Here is a 16,246-nt window from a genome sequence, read left to right on the forward strand (position 1 = left end):
CGTGCGCTGAGCGCGCAGCTCGCGCTTGAGCAGCTTGCCGGACTGGTTGCGCGGCCAGCTCGGCCACGAACTCCACGCGCTTGGGCACCGCGTAGTCGGCCAGGTGCTCGCGGGCGTACAGGCAGATCGTCTCCGCGGTGAGCTGCTGCTCGGGATGCACCACGATCACCGCCGTGATGGCCTCGCCCCGTCGCGCTCGTCGGGAAGTCCGAGCACCGCCACCTCGGCGACCTCGGGCAGGGCTCACCGGCACGTCGTCGAGCAGGGGCAGGGGCAGTACGGGCCCGTCGTCGTGGACCCTGCGCATGCCCAGCGCCGCCGGCTGCGGCTGGCGCGTCCATGCGGGTCCCGCCCCGCGGCGGTAGGGTGACTGGCCAGAGAAGGCGGGCGCGCGTCGGCGCGGCTCGCACGCCGTCCCCAGACCAGGAGTGGTTCCCACAGTGAGCAGCAAGAACGAGGATCGGTTCCCCGAGCTCGGCGACGCCAAGACCGGCAAGGTCGGCCCCACCGGGCGCCCGCTGCGTCGCTTCCCGGACCCGCCCGAGCTGGACTCCCACGGCCCGGCGCGGATCATCGCGATGGTCAACCAGAAGGGCGGCGTGGGCAAGACGACGTCGACCATCAACCTGGGCGCGGCCCTGGCCGAGACCGGGCGCAAGGTCCTCATGGTGGACTTCGATCCGCAGGGCGCGCTGTCGGCGGGCTTCGGCGCGAACCCGCACGAGCTCGACCAGACCATCTACAACGTGATGATGGAGCGCGGGGTCGACCCCTGGGACGTGATCCTGGAGACCGAGACCGAGGGCATCGACCTCATGCCCGCCAACATCGACCTCTCGGCCGCCGAGGTCCAGCTGGTCTCGGAGGTGGCCCGCGAGCAGGTGCTGGCCTCGGCGCTGCGCAAGGTCGAGGACCACTACGACGTCATCCTCATCGACTGCCAGCCCTCGCTCGGGCTGCTGACCGTCAACGCGCTGACCGCCGCCCACGGCGTGATCATTCCGCTGATCTGCGAGTTCTTCGCCCTGCGAGCGGTGGCCCTGCTGGTGGACTCGATCGAGAAGGTCCAGGACCGGCTGAACCCCAAGCTGCAGATCGACGGCGTCCTGGCCACCATGTTCGACTCCCGCACCCTGCACTCCCGCGAGGTGCTGGACCGGATCGTGGAGGCCTTCGGCGACAAGGTCTTCGACACCGTCATCAAGCGCACCGTGAAGTTCCCGGACGCCACGGTCGCCGCCGAGCCGATCACCTCGTTCGCGACCAACCACGCGGGCGCGGATGCCTACCGCCAGCTGGCCCGCGAGCTGATCTCGCGCGGCGGCGCTCCGTGATCCGCGCATGACCGCACTCGTCCCGGAGATCGAGTCCTCGGGCCTGGCCGGGTCCGAGGGCGGCTTCGCGGTCGAGCTCGAGAACTTCGCCGGGCCGTTCGAGGTCCTGCTGGGGCTGATCGGCAAGCACGAGCTCGACATCACCACGGTCTCGCTGTCGATGGTCACCGACGAGTTCCTGGACTACGTGCGCGCCCTGCGCGAGACGAACTCGCTGGCGGCCCTGGATGCCGCCAGCGAGTTCCTGGTCGTGGCCGCCACGCTGCTGGATCTGAAGGCCGCCCGGCTGCTGCCGCGCGGCGAGGTCGACGACGAGGCCGACCTGGCCGTGCTCGAGGCCCGCGACCTGCTCTTCGCCCGGCTGCTGCAGTACAAGGCGTTCAAGGACATGTCCCAGCTCATGGCCCAGACCATGCGCACCGAGTCCGCCCGGCAGGCCCGCTCCGTGCCGCTGGAGCCGCAGTTCGCGAAGCTCATGCCCGAGCTCATCTGGCGCACCACCCCCGAGGAGTTCGCGCAGATCGCGATCCGGGCGCTCACGCCCAAGGAGGCCGCGCCCACCGAGGTCGGCGTCGATCACCTCCACGGCTCCGAGGTCACCGTGCGCGAGGAGGCCGATCAGCTGCGCCTGATGCTCGCCGACGGCCAGGAGCACACCTTCGCCGAGCTGATCGCCGACGCCGAGACGGTGCTGGTGGTCGTCGTGCGCTTCCTGTCGGTCCTGGAGCTGTTCCGCGATCGCGCGATCGACGTCCGCCAGGACGAGCCGCTGGCCGATGTCTGGATCACCTGGACCGCCCCGGAGGACTGGAGCCCCGAGCGGCTCTCCGACGAGCACGACGTCCCCGCCCCGACCGATCCCGCCGCCGAGGGCCCCGCGGCAGAAGGCATGGCCCCATGACTGAGCAGCACGAGCCCGCCCCCGACGGCAGCGCGGACGAGGCGGTCGCGTCGTCCCGGGCGCAGGAGATCTCCGCCGGCGTCGTCGACGTCGACACCCTGCCCGGGGGGCTGGCCGCCGCGATCGAAGCCGTGCTCATGGTCGCCGAGCGACCCGTCTCCGAGTTCGACCTGGCCGAGGTCCTCGGCCAGCCCGTCGACGAGATCCGCGCGACCCTGGATTCGCTGCGGGCCGAGTACGACGGCCTCACCGGCGATGACGACGACCCGGCCGTGCCGCGCGGCTTCGAGCTGCGGAAGGTGGGCGGGGGCTGGCGCTTCTACTCGCGCGCGGAGTTCGCCCCGGTGGTGCAGGCCTTCGTGCTCGAGGGGCAGACCTCGCGGCTGTCGCAGGCCGCCATGGAGACCCTGGCCGTGATCGCCTATCGCCAGCCGGTCAGCCGGGCGCGCGTCTCGGCGATCCGCGGCGTGAACGTCGACGGCGTGGTGCGCACCCTGGTGGCCCGCGGCCTGGTGCAGGAGATGGAGCGCGATCCGCTGACCGGCGCGCTGCTCTACGGCACCACCCCGTACTTCCTGGAGAAGCTCGGCCTGGACTCGATCTCCGAGCTGCCGCAGATCTCGCCGTACCTGCCCGGCGTCGAGGACGTCGGCGACTTCGACGGCTGAGTCGCTGGCACTCGCGGCTGAGGGGTGTTGCCAAGCGCCGGGCTCCCTGCGCCGCGCGTGATCCCGGGTACTGCGCCGGCGGGTGCTCAGCGGATAGGATGGCCTGTCGTCCGCGCGGGAATCCCCGCGCATCACGCCGACCGGCGCAGCGGGACTCGAACGAGGGTCCGCACCGTTCGAGCGACGACGACCGCCGACCGACGCCCGCCCTCGCGGCGGCTCGGTGCGTGCTGAGCCGACTCCCACAGGACGTCAGGCCCGGCACGCGAACGATCCCGGCGCTGCCGATGCGCAGCATGCGAGCCAGCGCCGAGCCAGGCGGCACCGACAGACCACCACAGACCTGCAAAGGACAGTGCGACATGGCTGAGAACCATTCGAACTCCCGGGGCAAGCGCCCCTCCCAGAGCCGCGGCAGCGGCCCGTCCCGCCCCGGCAAGGGCTCGGGCGGCCGCTCCGGCGCACCGGGACGCTCCGGCGGCCCCGGCAAGGCCCCGAAGAGCGGCCCCAAGGGCGCCGGCCCCCGCGGTGCAGCAGCCGGAGGCCCCAAGGGCCGTCCCGGCAAGCCCGCCACCAAGGCGAATGCCGTCGGCCCCAAGGCTCCCAAGGGCCAGAAGGGCCCCAAGCCCTTCGCCAAGTCGGAGCGCTACGAGCGCAAGATGCCGGACAAGGTGGCGATCTACGGACCGCACCGCCGTCGTCGTCCCAAGAACCCGCCGGTGGACCGCCTGGAGGTCCACGACTCCGAGGGCGTGCGCCTGCAGAAGCTGCTGGCCAACGCCGGAGTCGCCTCGCGGCGGGTGTGCGAGGAGATGATCGCCGAGGGCCGCGTGACGGTCGACGGCCAGAAGGTCACCGAGCTCGGCGTGCGCGTGGACCCCAAGACCGTGGAGATCACGGTCGACGGGCTGCCCATCCAGCTCGATGACAAGCTCGTCTACTTCGCCTTCAACAAGCCCGAGGGCGTGGTGTCCTCGATGGAGGACCAGGAGGGGCGTCCGTGCATCTCGGACTTCCTCACCTCCTCCAAGCACCTCCAGCACCGCGTCTTCCACGTGGGCCGCCTGGACTCGGAGACCGAGGGCCTGCTGCTGCTGACCAACGACGGCGAGCTCACCAATCGCCTGACCCACCCCTCTTACGAGGTGCCCAAGACCTACCTGGTGCAGGTGCGCGGGCCCATGGAGAAGGGCATCGGCGACATCATGAAGGCCGGTGTGGAGCTCGAGGACGGCGTGGCCAAGGTGGACGAGTTCCGCCTGGTCGACTCCGTGCCCGGGCACATCCTGGTCGAGGTCGTGCTGCACTCGGGCCGCAACCGCATCATCCGCCGCCTCTTCGACGCCGTGGGCTACCCCGTGGAGCGCCTGGTGCGCACCCAGGTGGGCCCCATCCGCATCGGCGATCAGAAGCAGGGTGTGGTGCGCGATCTGTCGAACACCGAGGTCGGGCACCTGCTGGCCTCCGTGGGCCTGGAAGGCTGAGGGTGGCCGCTGAGACCGCTGCCGAGGGCCCCGTGCTGATCATCGGCGCGGGCCTGCTCGGCGCCTCGGTGGGTCTGGGCCTGCGGCATCTGGGTGTGTCCACCTGGTTGCGGGATGCCTCCCCGACCGCTGAGGCCATCGGCGCGGACATCGGCGCCGGCAGCTCGGAGCGTCTGGCCCTGGCTGCGGGGGAGACCGTCCCCGAGCCGAGCCTGATCGTGGTCGCCACGCCTCCGGACGTCGTCGTGGAGACCGTGGCGCAGGCCCTGGCGGAGCACCCGCAGGCGATCGTCACGGACCTGGCCTCGGTCAAGTCCGCGATCCAGGAGGGTCTGCGCGCATGCGGTGCGGATCTGCGCCGCTACGTGGGCTCCCACCCCATGGCCGGGCGCGAGCGCTCCGGGCCGGTGGCCGCGCGCGGCGAGCTGTTCACGACCATGCCGTGGGTGCTGTGCGCAGCGCCGGAGACCGGTCATGCGGCCGTGAAGCGCGTGCGCTCGCTGGCCCAGGAGTTGGGCGCGCACGTCACGGAGCTGGAGGCGGATGAGCACGACGCCGCCGTGGCCCTGATCTCGCACGTCCCCCAGGTGATGTCCTCGCTGCTGGCCTCGCGCCTGCAGGACACGCCGCTGCACCATCTGTCCCTGGCGGGGCAGGGGCTGCGCGACACCACGCGCATCGCCGCCTCCGATCCGGGGCTGTGGGTGCAGATCCTCTCGGCCAACGCGGAATCGATCGTGCCGTCGCTGCACGGCGTGCGCGAGGACCTGGACCGGCTGATCAACACGCTGGAGGACCCCACGGGCCCCGGCGCGCGTCTGGACATGGCCGAGCTGATCGCCGAGGGCAATGCCGGCCAGGCCCGGATCCCGGGCAAGCACGGCGGAGCGCCCAAGGCCTTCGCCCAGCTCACCGTCCTGGTGGATGACAAGCCCGGCAAGCTGGGTGAGCTGTTCAGCGCGGTCGGCGAGACCGGGATCAACCTGGAAGACTTGCGTCTGGAGCACTCCCTAGGCCGGCGCGTCGGCCTGGCGGAGATCTCCGTGGACCCGAACCGTCGGGACGAATTGGTGGAGGCGCTCGAGCAGCGCGGATGGAAGGTGGTCCAGTGACCGAGCACAGCACCCAGGCCGTGGTGGCCATCGACGGGCCGTCGGGCTCCGGCAAGTCCACGGTCTCCAAGGAGATCGCCCGCCGGCTGGACCTGGGCTACCTGGACACCGGGGCCATGTACCGCGCGGTGGCCTGGTGGGCCGTGCACAGCGGCATCGACCTGGGCGACGGCGACGCCGTGGTGGAAGCCGCCCGCACCGCACCGATCGAGGTCTCGACCGATCCCGATCAGCAGCAGGTCCGCGTGGACGGCCAGGACGTCACCGCGGCCATCCGCTCGAGCGAGGTGACCGGCGCGGTCTCCTCAGTCTCCACCATCCCGGCCGCGCGCGAGATCCTGGTCCAGCGCCAGCGCGAGATGATCGAGGCCTCCGGTCGCCGGATCGTGGCCGAGGGCCGCGACATCACCACAGTCGTGGCCCCCGACGCCGACGTCCGCGTACTGCTCACCGCCTCCGAGGCAGCCAGGCTCTCCCGCCGCGGAGCGCAGCTGGGCTCCTCGCAGTCCAAGGAGGCCCTGGCCGCGCAGGTCACCGGCCGCGATGCCAAGGACTCCAAGCTGGTGAACTTCACCGACGCCGCCGACGGCGTCACGCCCCTGGACTCCTCGGAGCTGAGCATCGAGCAGACCGTCACCGCCGTGATGGACCTGGTCCTGCGCGCGGTCCCCGAGCTCGCCTGAGGCTCCCCACACACTTTTCCGCACCACATCAGAAGGAGGGGCCCGATGCCCGAGACCCCCGAGAACACGAACTACGACTTCGAGTGGTCCGGCCCCGGCCCTGAGGGAGCGCCTCAGCGCCCGGCGGATCAGTACGAGGAGAAGATCCTCGGCGGCGGCGATCAGGACATCTCCGAGCGCCTGGCCGCGATCGACGACGACGAGGCCGAGCTGCGTGCCGAGGCCCTGCGCGAGGGCCTCGAGGACTACGACCTCGACGAGGAGGACCTGGCGCTGCTCGCAGAGTGGGCCGGCGAGGACGTCGCGGACCTGTACCGCAAGCCGGCCCCGGTGGTCGCCGTGGTCGGTCGCCCGAACGTCGGCAAGTCCACGCTGGTCAACCGCGTGATCGGCCGCCGCGAGGCCGTCGTGGAGGACGTCCCAGGCGTGACCCGCGACCGTGTGCGGTATTCCGCCGAGTGGATGGACCGGCCCTTCACCATGGTCGACACGGGCGGCTGGGAAGCCGATGCCTCCGGCATCGATCACTCCGTGGCCGAGCAGGCCGAGCTGGCCGTGGAGCAGGCCGACGCCGTGCTGCTGGTCCTGGACACCACCGTGGGCGTGACCGCCACCGACGAGGCCATCGTGGGCATGCTGCGCCGGGCCAATAAGCCCGTGATCGTGGTGGCCAACAAGGCGGATTCGCAGGCCATGGAGCTGGAGGCCACCGCGCTGTGGTCGCTGGGCATGGGGGAGCCGTACCCGGTCTCCGCCCTGCACGGCAAGGGTGCCGCGGATCTGCTGGACGCCCTGTTCGAGATCCTGCCGGAGTTCAGCCAGGTGGCCGAGCCCGAGCTGGTGGGCGGTCCCCGGCGCGTGGCGCTCGTGGGACGGCCCAACGTGGGCAAGTCCTCCATGCTGAACAAGCTGGCCGGCTCCGAGCGCGTGGTCGTCAACGAGCTCGCCGGCACCACCCGCGATCCCGTGGACGAGAACATCGAGCTCGGCGGGAAGACCTGGCGGTTCGTGGACACGGCGGGCATCCGTCGTCGTCAGCACATGGCCAAGGGCGCGGAGTACTACGCCTCGCTGCGCACGCAGTCGGCGATCGAACGCGCCGAGGTCGCGCTGATCCTGCTGGCGGTCGATGAGCCGCTGGCCGAGCAGGACGTGCGGATCGTCCAGACCTCGATCGACTCGGGCCGTGCGATCGTGCTGGCCTTCAACAAGTGGGACCTGCTCGACGAGGAGCGCCGGTACTACCTCGAGCGCGAGATCGAGAAGGACCTCGCGCACGTGGCCTGGGCCCCGCGCGTGAACGTCTCGGCCAAGACCGGCTGGCACAAGGACAAGCTCGTCCCCGCCCTGGAGACCGCACTGGAGTCCTGGGACACCCGCATCCCCACCGGGCGACTCAACGCGTTCCTGGGCGAGCTCGTGGCCGCGCACCCGCACCCGCTGCGCGGCGGCAAGCAGCCGCGCATCCTGTTCGGCACGCAGGCCTCCACGCGCCCGCCCAAGTTCGTGCTGTTCACCACGGGCTTCCTGGATCCCGGCTACCGACGGTTCATCGCCCGACGACTGCGCGAGACCTTCGGCTTCGAGGGCACCCCGATCGAGGTGACCATGCGCGTGCGCGAGCGCCGCTCCCGCAAGCGCTGAGCCCCGAACTCTCCCCGACGGCCCCGATCCCTTCTGCGCGACAGGGATCGGGGCCGTCGTCGTGCCCGGGGCCGCAACGGCCGCTCGGTGAGTGTCCACGGGGCCTCCGCCGCGGGGCTCGGTGACGGACGCGCCCCCGAAAAATGTGGTCAGACCACATCGAGTGCGTAAGCTGGCCCACAACTGCTAGTACCCCAAAGGGGGCAGCGGCTCGCGTCGCGCTCCCGGAGATGGAGTCTCTGTGTTCTCGAAGATCCTGGTGGCCAACCGCGGTGAGATCGCGGTGCGCGCCTTCCGCGCGGCGTACGAACTCGGGGCCAAGACCGTGGCCGTGTTCCCCTACGAGGATCGCAACTCGATCCATCGGCAGAAGGCCGATGAGGCCTACCGGATCGGGGAGGAGGGCCACCCGGTCAAGGCCTACCTGGACGTGGACGAGATCATCCGCGTGGCCCTGGAGTGCGGCGCGGATGCGATCTACCCCGGCTACGGCTTCCTGTCCGAGAATGCCGATCTGGCTCAGAAGTGCGCCGAGAACGGCATCACCTTCATCGGCCCCGCAGCAGACGTCCTGAGCCTGGCCGGCGACAAGGTCGCAGCACTCAAGGCCGCCAAGAAGGCCGGGATCCCCACGCTGGCCAGCTCCGAGCCCTCGGACGACAAGCAGCAGCTGCTCGAGTGGGGCAAGGAGATCGGCTTCCCGGTCTTCGTGAAGGCCGTGGCCGGCGGCGGCGGGCGCGGCATGCGCCGCGTGGAGTCCGAGGACAAGCTCGAGGACGCACTCGATGCCGCCATGCGCGAGGCCGGCACCGCGTTCGGCGATCCCACCGTGTTCCTGGAGCAGGCCGTGCTCAAGCCGCGGCACATCGAGGTCCAGGTCCTGGCCGATGCCACCGGCGAGACCGTGCACCTGTTCGAGCGCGACTGCTCGCTGCAGCGCCGCCACCAGAAGGTCATCGAGATGGCCCCCGCGCCCAACCTCGACGAGGACATCCGCCAGGCCCTGCACAAGGACGCCGTCGCCTTCGCGCGTGAGCTGGGCTACCTCAACGCCGGCACCGTCGAGTTCCTGGTGGACACCGTGGGCGAGCGCGCCGGGCAGCACGTGTTCATCGAGATGAACCCGCGCATCCAGGTGGAGCACACGGTGACTGAGGAGGTCACGGACGTCGACCTGGTCCAGGCCCAGATGCGCATCGCCGCCGGCGAGACCCTGGAGCAGATCGGCATCCGCCAGAAGGACCTGTACGTCCGCGGCTTCGCCATGCAGTGCCGCATCACCACGGAGGATCCGGCCAATGGGTTCCGCCCGGACGTCGGGAAGGTCTCGGCCTACCGCTCCGCAGGCGGTTCCGGAGTGCGCCTGGACGGCGGCACGATCTACGCCGGTGCGGAGATCTCCCCGCACTTCGATTCCATGCTGGTCAAGCTGACCTGCCGCGGGCGCGACTACCAGACCGCGGTGCACCGCGCATCGCGTGCGCTGGCCGAGTTCCGCATCCGGGGCGTGGCCACGAACATCCCGTTCCTGCAGTCGGTGCTGCAGGATCCCGAGTTCCTGGACGGGCAGATCACCACCGACTTCATCGAGCGCCACCCGGAGCTGCTCGAGGCCCGAGGCTCCGCCGACCGCGGCACCCGGGCGCTGCAGTACCTGGCCGACGTCACCGTCAACCAGCCCAACGGCCCGCGCGTGGAGGGCATCGATCCCCGCGAGAAGCTCCCGCGCCACCCCGGCGACAAGACCGAGGAGCCGGATCGCTCGCCGTTCGACGGGCCCTCCGAGGCGCCGTACCCGGAAGGGTGGCGCAACTACCTGCTCGAGCACGGCCCGGAGGAGTTCGCGGCACACCTGCGCTCCAAGACCTCGGTGGCCGTCACCGACACCACGTTCCGCGACGCCCACCAGTCCCTGCTGGCCACCCGCATCCGCACCCGCGACCTGCTGGCCGCCGCTCCCGCCTACGCGCACACCGTCCCGCAGCTGTTCTCCGTCGAGGCCTGGGGCGGTGCCACTTACGACGTGGCGCTGCGCTTCCTGGGCGAGGACCCCTGGGACCGGCTGGCCCGCCTGCGCGCGGCCATGCCGAACATCCCGATCCAGATGCTGCTGCGCGGGCGCAACACCGTGGGCTACACCCCGTACCCGGTGGAGGTGACCGACGCCTTCGTGAAGGAGGCCGCGGCCACCGGCGTGGACATCTTCCGCATCTTCGATGCCCTCAACGACGTGTCCCAGATGGAGCCGGCGATCAAGGCCGTGCGCGAGACCGGGACCGCCGTGGCCGAGGTGGCACTGTGCTACACCTCCGATCTGCTGGATCCGGACGAGACCGTCTACACGCTGGACTACTACCTGGACCTGGCCCAGCAGTGCGTCGACGCCGGGGCGCACATCCTGGCGATCAAGGACATGGCCGGTCTGCTGCGCCCGGAGGCCGCACGCCGTCTGGTCACTGCGCTGCGTGAGAAGTTCGACCTGCCCGTGCACCTGCACACCCACGACACCGCCGGCGGGCAGGTGGCCACGCTGCTGGCCGCCGTCGAGGCCGGGGTGGATGCCGTGGACGTCGCCGCCGCCTCGATGGCCGGGACGACCTCGCAGCCGTCGGCCTCCGCTCTCGTGGCCGCGCTGAAGCACACCGAGCGGGAGAGTGAGCTGTCCCTGGACGCGGTCTTCGACCTGGAGCCGTACTGGGAGATCGTGCGCGGGATCTACTCGCCGTTCGAGTCCGGGCTGGCCGGGCCCACCGGGCGCGTGTACCGCCACGAGATCCCGGGCGGTCAGCTGTCCAACCTGCGCCAGCAGGCGATCGCGCTCGGGCTGGGAGAGAAGTTCGAGAAGGTCGAGGACATGTACGCCGCGGCCGACCGGATGCTGGGGCACCTGGTCAAGGTGACGCCGTCGTCCAAGGTCGTGGGCGATCTGGCCCTGCAGCTCGTGGGCATGGACGTGGACCCGGCCGAGTTCGAGGCCAACCCGCAGAGCTTCGACATCCCCGATTCGGTGATCGGCTTCCTCAACGGCGAGCTCGGCACCCCGCCGGCCGGCTGGCCCGAGCCGTTCCGCTCCAAGGCGCTCGAGGGGCGGCACGAGACGCCGGGCGATACTCCGCTGTCGGAGGAGGACCGCGCCGGTCTGCAGTCGGATGATGCCGCTGTGCGCCGCTCGACCCTGAACCGGCTGCTGTTCCCCGGCCCCACCCAGGAGTTCGAGTCGCGTCAGGCGGAGTACGGCGACATGTCCGTGCTGCACACCCGCGACTTCCTCTACGGCCTGCTGCCGGACAAGGAGCACATCGTCTCCCTGGGCCGCGGCGTGCGCTTGCTGGTCACCCTGCAGGCCATCTCCGAGGCCGACGAGAAGGGCATGCGCACCGTGATGGTCACGCTCAACGGGCAGATGCGCATGTTGGAGGTCCGCGACACCTCGGTGGCCACGGACTTCGTGGAGGCCGAGAAGGCGGACAAGTCCAACCCGGGCCACGTGGCTGCGCCCTTCGCCGGTGCGGTGACGCCGACGGTCTCCGAGGGGGACACGGTCGAGGCCGGCGACAAGATCGCCACGATCGAGGCCATGAAGATGGAGGCCTCGGTCACCACTCCCGTGGGCGGCACCGTCAAGCGCGTGGTCGTCCAGGGGCCGCCGCAGGTGAGCCTTACTCGATATACCCCCCTATACGGAAGGGATCCACCACTTCTTGAGTCCTTCGAGTTCTGATTTCTCTGCGTGGTCAAGCTCTCTCCATATCTGTTCGAACTCGTCTTTGAAAATCTGAGACTGGTCACGTGTGACGATCTCCCAAATCAAACCAGAGTTGATGCCGGAACGCGCTAGAGCAGCGCGTGCGTTGATCGTAACTTTGTAGTAGTTCTTGAAGAACGTTTCAGCGTTCTCCGTTCGGAGCTTCGTGAAGTCGATGAGTTCTCCGATCTCACCCCCATACCCCTGTATGTCCATAACATTCTGGGAGCTCTGAAGTATTCCAATATCGCTCCGGATTGAGGAATATTTATCGCGAATTCTAGATATTTCTGCATTTACTAGCGAAACTTTCGCGGTAATATATGCCACAAATAGCGCGATTAGAGTAGGCAGGATGATTTGCAAAAAATTGACGATTGTATTGGTCATGGTTTGTCTTTAGAGTCACTTTCTGTGCACGGAGCCGAATCGTGGGCTGCATCGGGGATGGAGTGGGCGCATATACAGACCTGAACGTATTGCGGGCATTATGCGAGTATGCCGGTCCGCGGTGTGGATGCGCATCATACATTCATTATGGGGGTGGGCATGATGCGCTCTCAGTCCCGGTGTCTATGGACCTCTATGGCCTCAGCATCTCGTAGGCTGCACCACAAAGGGCCGGGCTGGCCCGGGCGCAGTCGACGGAGCAGGAGCCAGGGTGAAGAAGCAGGTCGAGGTCGTGGGCGCGGTGCTGGTGGACGGGCAGGCGGTACTCGCCGCCCGGCGCAGCGAGCAGATGAGCCTGCCCGGCATGTGGGAGTTCCCCGGTGGGAAGATCGAGCCGGGGGAGACGCCCGAGGAGGCGCTGGCGCGCGAGCTCGTCGAGGAGCTGCAGTGCACCGCTGAGATCGGCGAGCACGTGGAGACCACGGTCTACGAGTACGAGAACGTCATCGTCTCCCTGGCCACCTACTACTGCACCCTGCGTGAGGGCACGCCCCGGCTCACCGAGCACTCCGAGATCCGGTGGTTGCCGGTGGCCAAGCTGCGCGACCTGAACTGGGCACCGGCAGACATCCCCGCTGTCGAGCGCGTGATCCAGGACCTGCACGCATGAAGCGCGAGGCGCTCCGCGCCGACACTGTCTTCGGCTTCCTGGACCGGCAGACCGCCTCGGAGCAGCTGCACCACCCGGTGCTGATCTCCAACGACGACGAGAACACGATGCTGCGCGGCATCCTCGACGAGCTGCGCCGCTCCCGCAGCTTCCTGTTCTCCGTCGCGTTCGTGACCACCGATGCCCTGGCGATGCTCAAGCAGCCGCTGCTCGACTTCGTGGCCGCCGGCGGCACCGGGCGGATCGTCACCTCCACCTACCTCAACTTCAACGCCCCGGACGCGCTGCGCGAGCTGCTCGCTCTGCCCGGCATCGAGGTCTACGCCCACCTGGATCCCAAGCGCGGCTTCCACTCCAAGGGCTACGTCTTCGACCAGGACCTGGGCACCACCGCGATCATCGGCAGCTCGAACCTGACGTCGAACGCGCTGCTGCGCAATCGCGAGTGGAACCTGCGCTTCTCCGCGCTGCCCGAGGGCGATATCGCCGAGCAGCTGCGCACCGCCGTGGACCGACAGATCGACGAGGCCGTCGTGCTCACCCACGAGCTCATCGACGCCTACGCAATCGAGTACGCGCAGCGCCCGCAGCTCGTGGCCGCACCCGTCGACGGCTTCCTCCCGCCGGCGTCGTCGGGGATCCCGACGACGATCGTGCCCAACTCCATGCAGGAGGAGGCGCTCGAGCGGATCGAACGACTGCGCCAGGCGGGGGAGCGGCGGGCCCTGGTCATCTCCGCCACGGGCACCGGCAAGACGATCCTGGGCGCGCTGGAAGTGCGCCAGGCGAAACCGCGGAAGATGCTGTTCGTGGTCCACCGCGAGCAGATCGTGGACAAAGCGCTCAGCGAATTCCAGCGCGTGCTCGAAGAGCCTGCCGATCAATTCGGCAAGTTCGTGGCGCAGCGGCGGGAACTGGACCGGCGATATGTCTTCGCCACGATCCAGTCGATCTCCCGCCCCGGGGCGCTGGAGGAGATCGAGGCCGCCGGCTTCGACTACGTGATGATCGATGAGGTGCACCGCTCCGGCTCGCGCACCTATCGGGAGATGATCGATCGGCTCACCCCGGACTTCCTCCTAGGGCTCACCGCCACTCCGGAGCGCACGGACGCCGTCGATGTCTTCGAGCTCTTCGATCACAACGTGGCCTACGAGATCCGCCTGCAGGCAGCGCTGGAAGCCGACATGCTCGTGCCGTTCCACTACTACGGCGTGCAGGACTTCCAGTACGAGGACGGCACCACCGTCGACGAGACCGCACAGCTCTCCCGGCTCGTGGCCCCCGAGCGCGTGCACCACCTGCTGCGAATGATCGAGCGCTACGGGCACAAGGGCGAGGTGCGCGGGCTGATCTTCTGCAGCCGCGTGGAGGAAGCACGCGAGCTCAACGAGCTGCTCAATCTCTCCGCGGTCAACGGTCGGCGGCTGAGGACGGAAGCGCTCACCGGTGCGCAGTCCCAGCAGGAGAGGACGGCCGTCGTCCAACGCCTGGAAGCAGGGGAGCTCGACTACATCCTGACGGTCGACATCTTCAACGAGGGCATCGACATCCCGTCGCTGAATCAGGTGGTGATGATGCGACAGACGCAGTCGCGGATCATCTTCACCCAGCAGCTCGGGCGCGGGCTGCGGCTGGCCGAGGGCAAGGACCATCTGCGGGTCATCGACTTCATCGGCAACTACACCAATAACTACATGATCCCCATGGCGCTGTTCGGGGATTCGTCGCTGAGCAAGGACCAGCTGCGGCGTCAGGTCCTGGGCGCGCAGACAGCCGGGGCGATCTCGGGCTTGTCGTCCGTGAACTTCGACGAGATCTCCCGCGACGCCATCCTGCGCTCCATCTCCGACACCAACCTCGATTCGCTGGCCAACCTCAAGACCGCATACCGCGAGATGCACCAGCGGCTGGGGCAGCAGCCGTGGCTGATGGACTTCGCCCGGTTCGAGACCGTGGATCCGGTGGTGCTGGCGACGGCCCGGGCGACGTCGTACTGGGACTTCCTGGTGAAGGCCAAAGCCGTCGACGCGGCGCCGACCGCACAGCAGCGCGGGTTCCTGGCGTTCCTGGACCACGAGCTGCTGCCAGGGAAGCGCCCGCACGAGCTCCTGCTGCTGCAGGCGCTGCTCGACGGTCAGTCCCTGACTCGTCCTGAGTTCCGAGACCTGCTGCGCTCCCAGAACCTGGCCGACGACGCTCGCACGGTGTTGTCGAGCGAGCGCGTGCTGTCCTACCGGTTCTTCACGCAGCAGGAGACGACGAAGTACGGCGGCGCGGGCGCCGTCGAGACGACGGGGGAGCGGTACCGGCTCTCGGAGGCGTTCCTGGCCGAATGGGAGGTTGACGAGACGTTCCGGGCCCACGTGCGCGATGCGATCGAGACCGGGCTGTACCTGGCGCGGCATCGCCACGGCTGGCGCAGCGAGCTGCAGCAGGGGCAGCGGTACTCGCGCAAGGACGTGTGCCGGCTGCTGGGGTGGGAGTCGAACCAGCAGGGCGTGATCTTCGGGTACAAGATCGACGCCGCCACGCAGACCTGCCCGATCTTCATCACGTACCACAAGGACGACGACGTCTCCGCCTCCACCAAGTACGAAGACGAGCTGCTCGATCCGTCGACGGTGCGCTGGTACACCCGCAGCCGGAAGACACTGAACTCGGTCGACGAGCGGCGGATCGCCGCTGAAGAGGTCCCGCTGCACGTGTTCGCCAAGAAGGACGACGCCGAGGGCACCGACTTCTTCTACCTGGGCCAGGCCGCGCCACGGGACGCAGAGCAGACGCAGATGCCCGGGGGGTCCGAAAAGATGCTGGACGTGGTGACGATGAAGCTGGACCTCGAGGAGCCGCTGGAGGACAGCCTGTACGAGTACTTCCTGCGCCCGACGTCGCCGGGTGCCTCGATGTGAACTTGGCCCGGCGGTGGGGTACAGTACTGCGAGTGCTCGGAGCGATCCGGGTGCAGTGGACGGCGACGTCCACGGGATGTGGCGCAGCTTGGTAGCGCACCTGACTGGGGGTCAGGGGGTCGCAGGTTCAAATCCTGTCATCCCGACACTGTGATGTCGCACGACATCGGAATAGCCGAACCTACGGTTTTCGTAGGTTCGGCTATTCGTTTTTCTGGGGTCTGGTGCGTTGTGGTCCGTGGGGCTTGCCGGTGGGCTGGTAATCGCGGTTCGGGTTGAGGGTGAGTTCGCGGAGGATCTCTCCGGTGGCGGCGTCGATGACCCGGATGTGAAGGCTGTATCGCCCCGGGTCTGGTGGAGGCTGTGGTCCCACGTGAGGATGAGCACCATGGCAGCACCGAAGAAGTGCCCCGACGAGCTTCGGGAGAGGGCCACGAGGATGGCCGTGGACGCGCGGCTGGATCCAGCCGGCGAGGTCGGGTGCGTTCCGCTGTGTGGGCGAGCGGCTCGGGATCGATCCGGAGACGTTGCGGACAGGGGTCCGGCAGGCTGAGATCGAGGAGGGCCACCGGCCCGGGACCACGACCAGCGATGCGCAGCGGCTCGCTGAGCTGGAGAAGGAAGTGCGCGAGCTGCGCCGAGCGAACTCGATGGCGGATTCAAGCGGTGAGCGCAAGGAACTCTGCGAGCTTCTCTGATGGTG

At 68.9% G+C, this 16,246-nt stretch carries 12 protein-coding genes, 1 tRNA gene and 1 pseudogene; 12 read left to right on the forward strand and 2 right to left on the reverse strand.

All coding sequences use genetic code 11. The features are described 5' to 3' along the window. Positions 1 to 307, reverse strand: a pseudogene (locus M3E84_RS10540) (hypothetical protein); the annotation flags it as partial. 133 nt (positions 308 to 440) lie between these two features. Here M3E84_RS10540 and M3E84_RS10545 point away from each other — a divergent pair. The 8 genes from M3E84_RS10545 (at position 441) to M3E84_RS10580 (ending at position 11,547) form a co-directional block, all read left to right on the forward strand. Continuing rightward, the gene (locus M3E84_RS10545; protein WP_259896120.1) at positions 441 to 1,334 is read left to right on the forward strand and encodes a ParA family protein; all 894 of its coding nucleotides are present in this window, start codon (positions 441 to 443) and stop codon (positions 1,332 to 1,334) included. Between the two features lie 7 nt (positions 1,335 to 1,341). Beyond that, on the forward strand, positions 1,342 to 2,235 hold the full coding sequence (locus M3E84_RS10550) for a ScpA family protein (RefSeq protein WP_259896121.1): 894 nt from the start codon (positions 1,342 to 1,344) through the stop codon (positions 2,233 to 2,235). After that, a complete protein-coding gene (scpB, locus tag M3E84_RS10555) occupies positions 2,232 to 2,903 on the forward strand; it encodes an SMC-Scp complex subunit ScpB (protein WP_259896122.1) in 672 nt (223 codons plus the stop codon). The genes M3E84_RS10550 and scpB overlap by 4 nt, the downstream gene beginning before the upstream one ends. 362 nt (positions 2,904 to 3,265) lie before the next feature. Then, positions 3,266 to 4,387: a pseudouridine synthase gene (locus tag M3E84_RS10560; RefSeq protein WP_259896123.1), complete on the forward strand. Its 1,122-nt coding sequence runs from the start codon at positions 3,266 to 3,268 to the stop codon at positions 4,385 to 4,387. A gap of 2 nt (positions 4,388 to 4,389) precedes the next feature. After that, positions 4,390 to 5,499, forward strand: a complete 1,110-nt coding sequence (locus M3E84_RS10565; RefSeq protein WP_259896124.1) for a prephenate dehydrogenase — start codon at positions 4,390 to 4,392, stop codon at positions 5,497 to 5,499. Further along, positions 5,481 to 6,182 (forward strand): (d)CMP kinase, encoded by a 702-nt coding sequence (gene cmk, locus M3E84_RS10570; protein WP_259896125.1) that lies wholly within the window; start codon positions 5,481 to 5,483, stop codon positions 6,180 to 6,182. Before M3E84_RS10565 ends, cmk begins: the two co-directional genes overlap by 19 nt. 45 nt (positions 6,183 to 6,227) lie before the next feature. Then, positions 6,228 to 7,826, forward strand: a complete 1,599-nt coding sequence (gene der, locus M3E84_RS10575) for a ribosome biogenesis GTPase Der (RefSeq protein ID WP_259896126.1) — start codon at positions 6,228 to 6,230, stop codon at positions 7,824 to 7,826. A 241-nt stretch (positions 7,827 to 8,067) separates the two neighbouring features. Beyond that, positions 8,068 to 11,547: a pyruvate carboxylase gene (locus M3E84_RS10580; RefSeq protein WP_259896127.1), complete on the forward strand. Its 3,480-nt coding sequence runs from the start codon at positions 8,068 to 8,070 to the stop codon at positions 11,545 to 11,547. Here M3E84_RS10580 and M3E84_RS10585 read toward each other — a convergent pair. Then, entirely contained in the window at positions 11,503 to 11,901 is a 399-nt protein-coding gene (locus M3E84_RS10585; RefSeq protein ID WP_259896128.1) for a hypothetical protein, read from the reverse strand. The two genes, M3E84_RS10580 and M3E84_RS10585, sit on opposite strands and share 45 nt — an antisense overlap. 331 nt (positions 11,902 to 12,232) lie before the next feature. On the opposite strand from M3E84_RS10585, the gene M3E84_RS10590 reads away from it, so the two are divergent. The 4 genes from M3E84_RS10590 (at position 12,233) to M3E84_RS10605 (ending at position 16,241) form a co-directional block, all read left to right on the forward strand. Continuing rightward, on the forward strand, positions 12,233 to 12,631 hold the full coding sequence (locus M3E84_RS10590) for a (deoxy)nucleoside triphosphate pyrophosphohydrolase (RefSeq protein ID WP_259896129.1): 399 nt from the start codon (positions 12,233 to 12,235) through the stop codon (positions 12,629 to 12,631). After that, positions 12,628 to 15,543 (forward strand): DUF3427 domain-containing protein, encoded by a 2,916-nt coding sequence (locus M3E84_RS10595; RefSeq protein ID WP_259896130.1) that lies wholly within the window; start codon positions 12,628 to 12,630, stop codon positions 15,541 to 15,543. The genes M3E84_RS10590 and M3E84_RS10595 overlap by 4 nt, the downstream gene beginning before the upstream one ends. Before the next feature lie 72 nt (positions 15,544 to 15,615). After that, positions 15,616 to 15,689 (forward strand) — tRNA-Pro (locus M3E84_RS10600). 348 nt (positions 15,690 to 16,037) lie between these two features. Beyond that, a complete protein-coding gene (locus tag M3E84_RS10605; RefSeq protein WP_259896131.1) occupies positions 16,038 to 16,241 on the forward strand; it encodes a transposase in 204 nt (67 codons plus the stop codon). Positions 16,242 to 16,246 lie beyond the last annotated feature (5 nt).

Source organism: Kocuria sp. p3-SID1428, assembly GCF_025149945.1.
Lineage (GTDB): Bacteria > Actinomycetota > Actinomycetes > Actinomycetales > Micrococcaceae > Kocuria.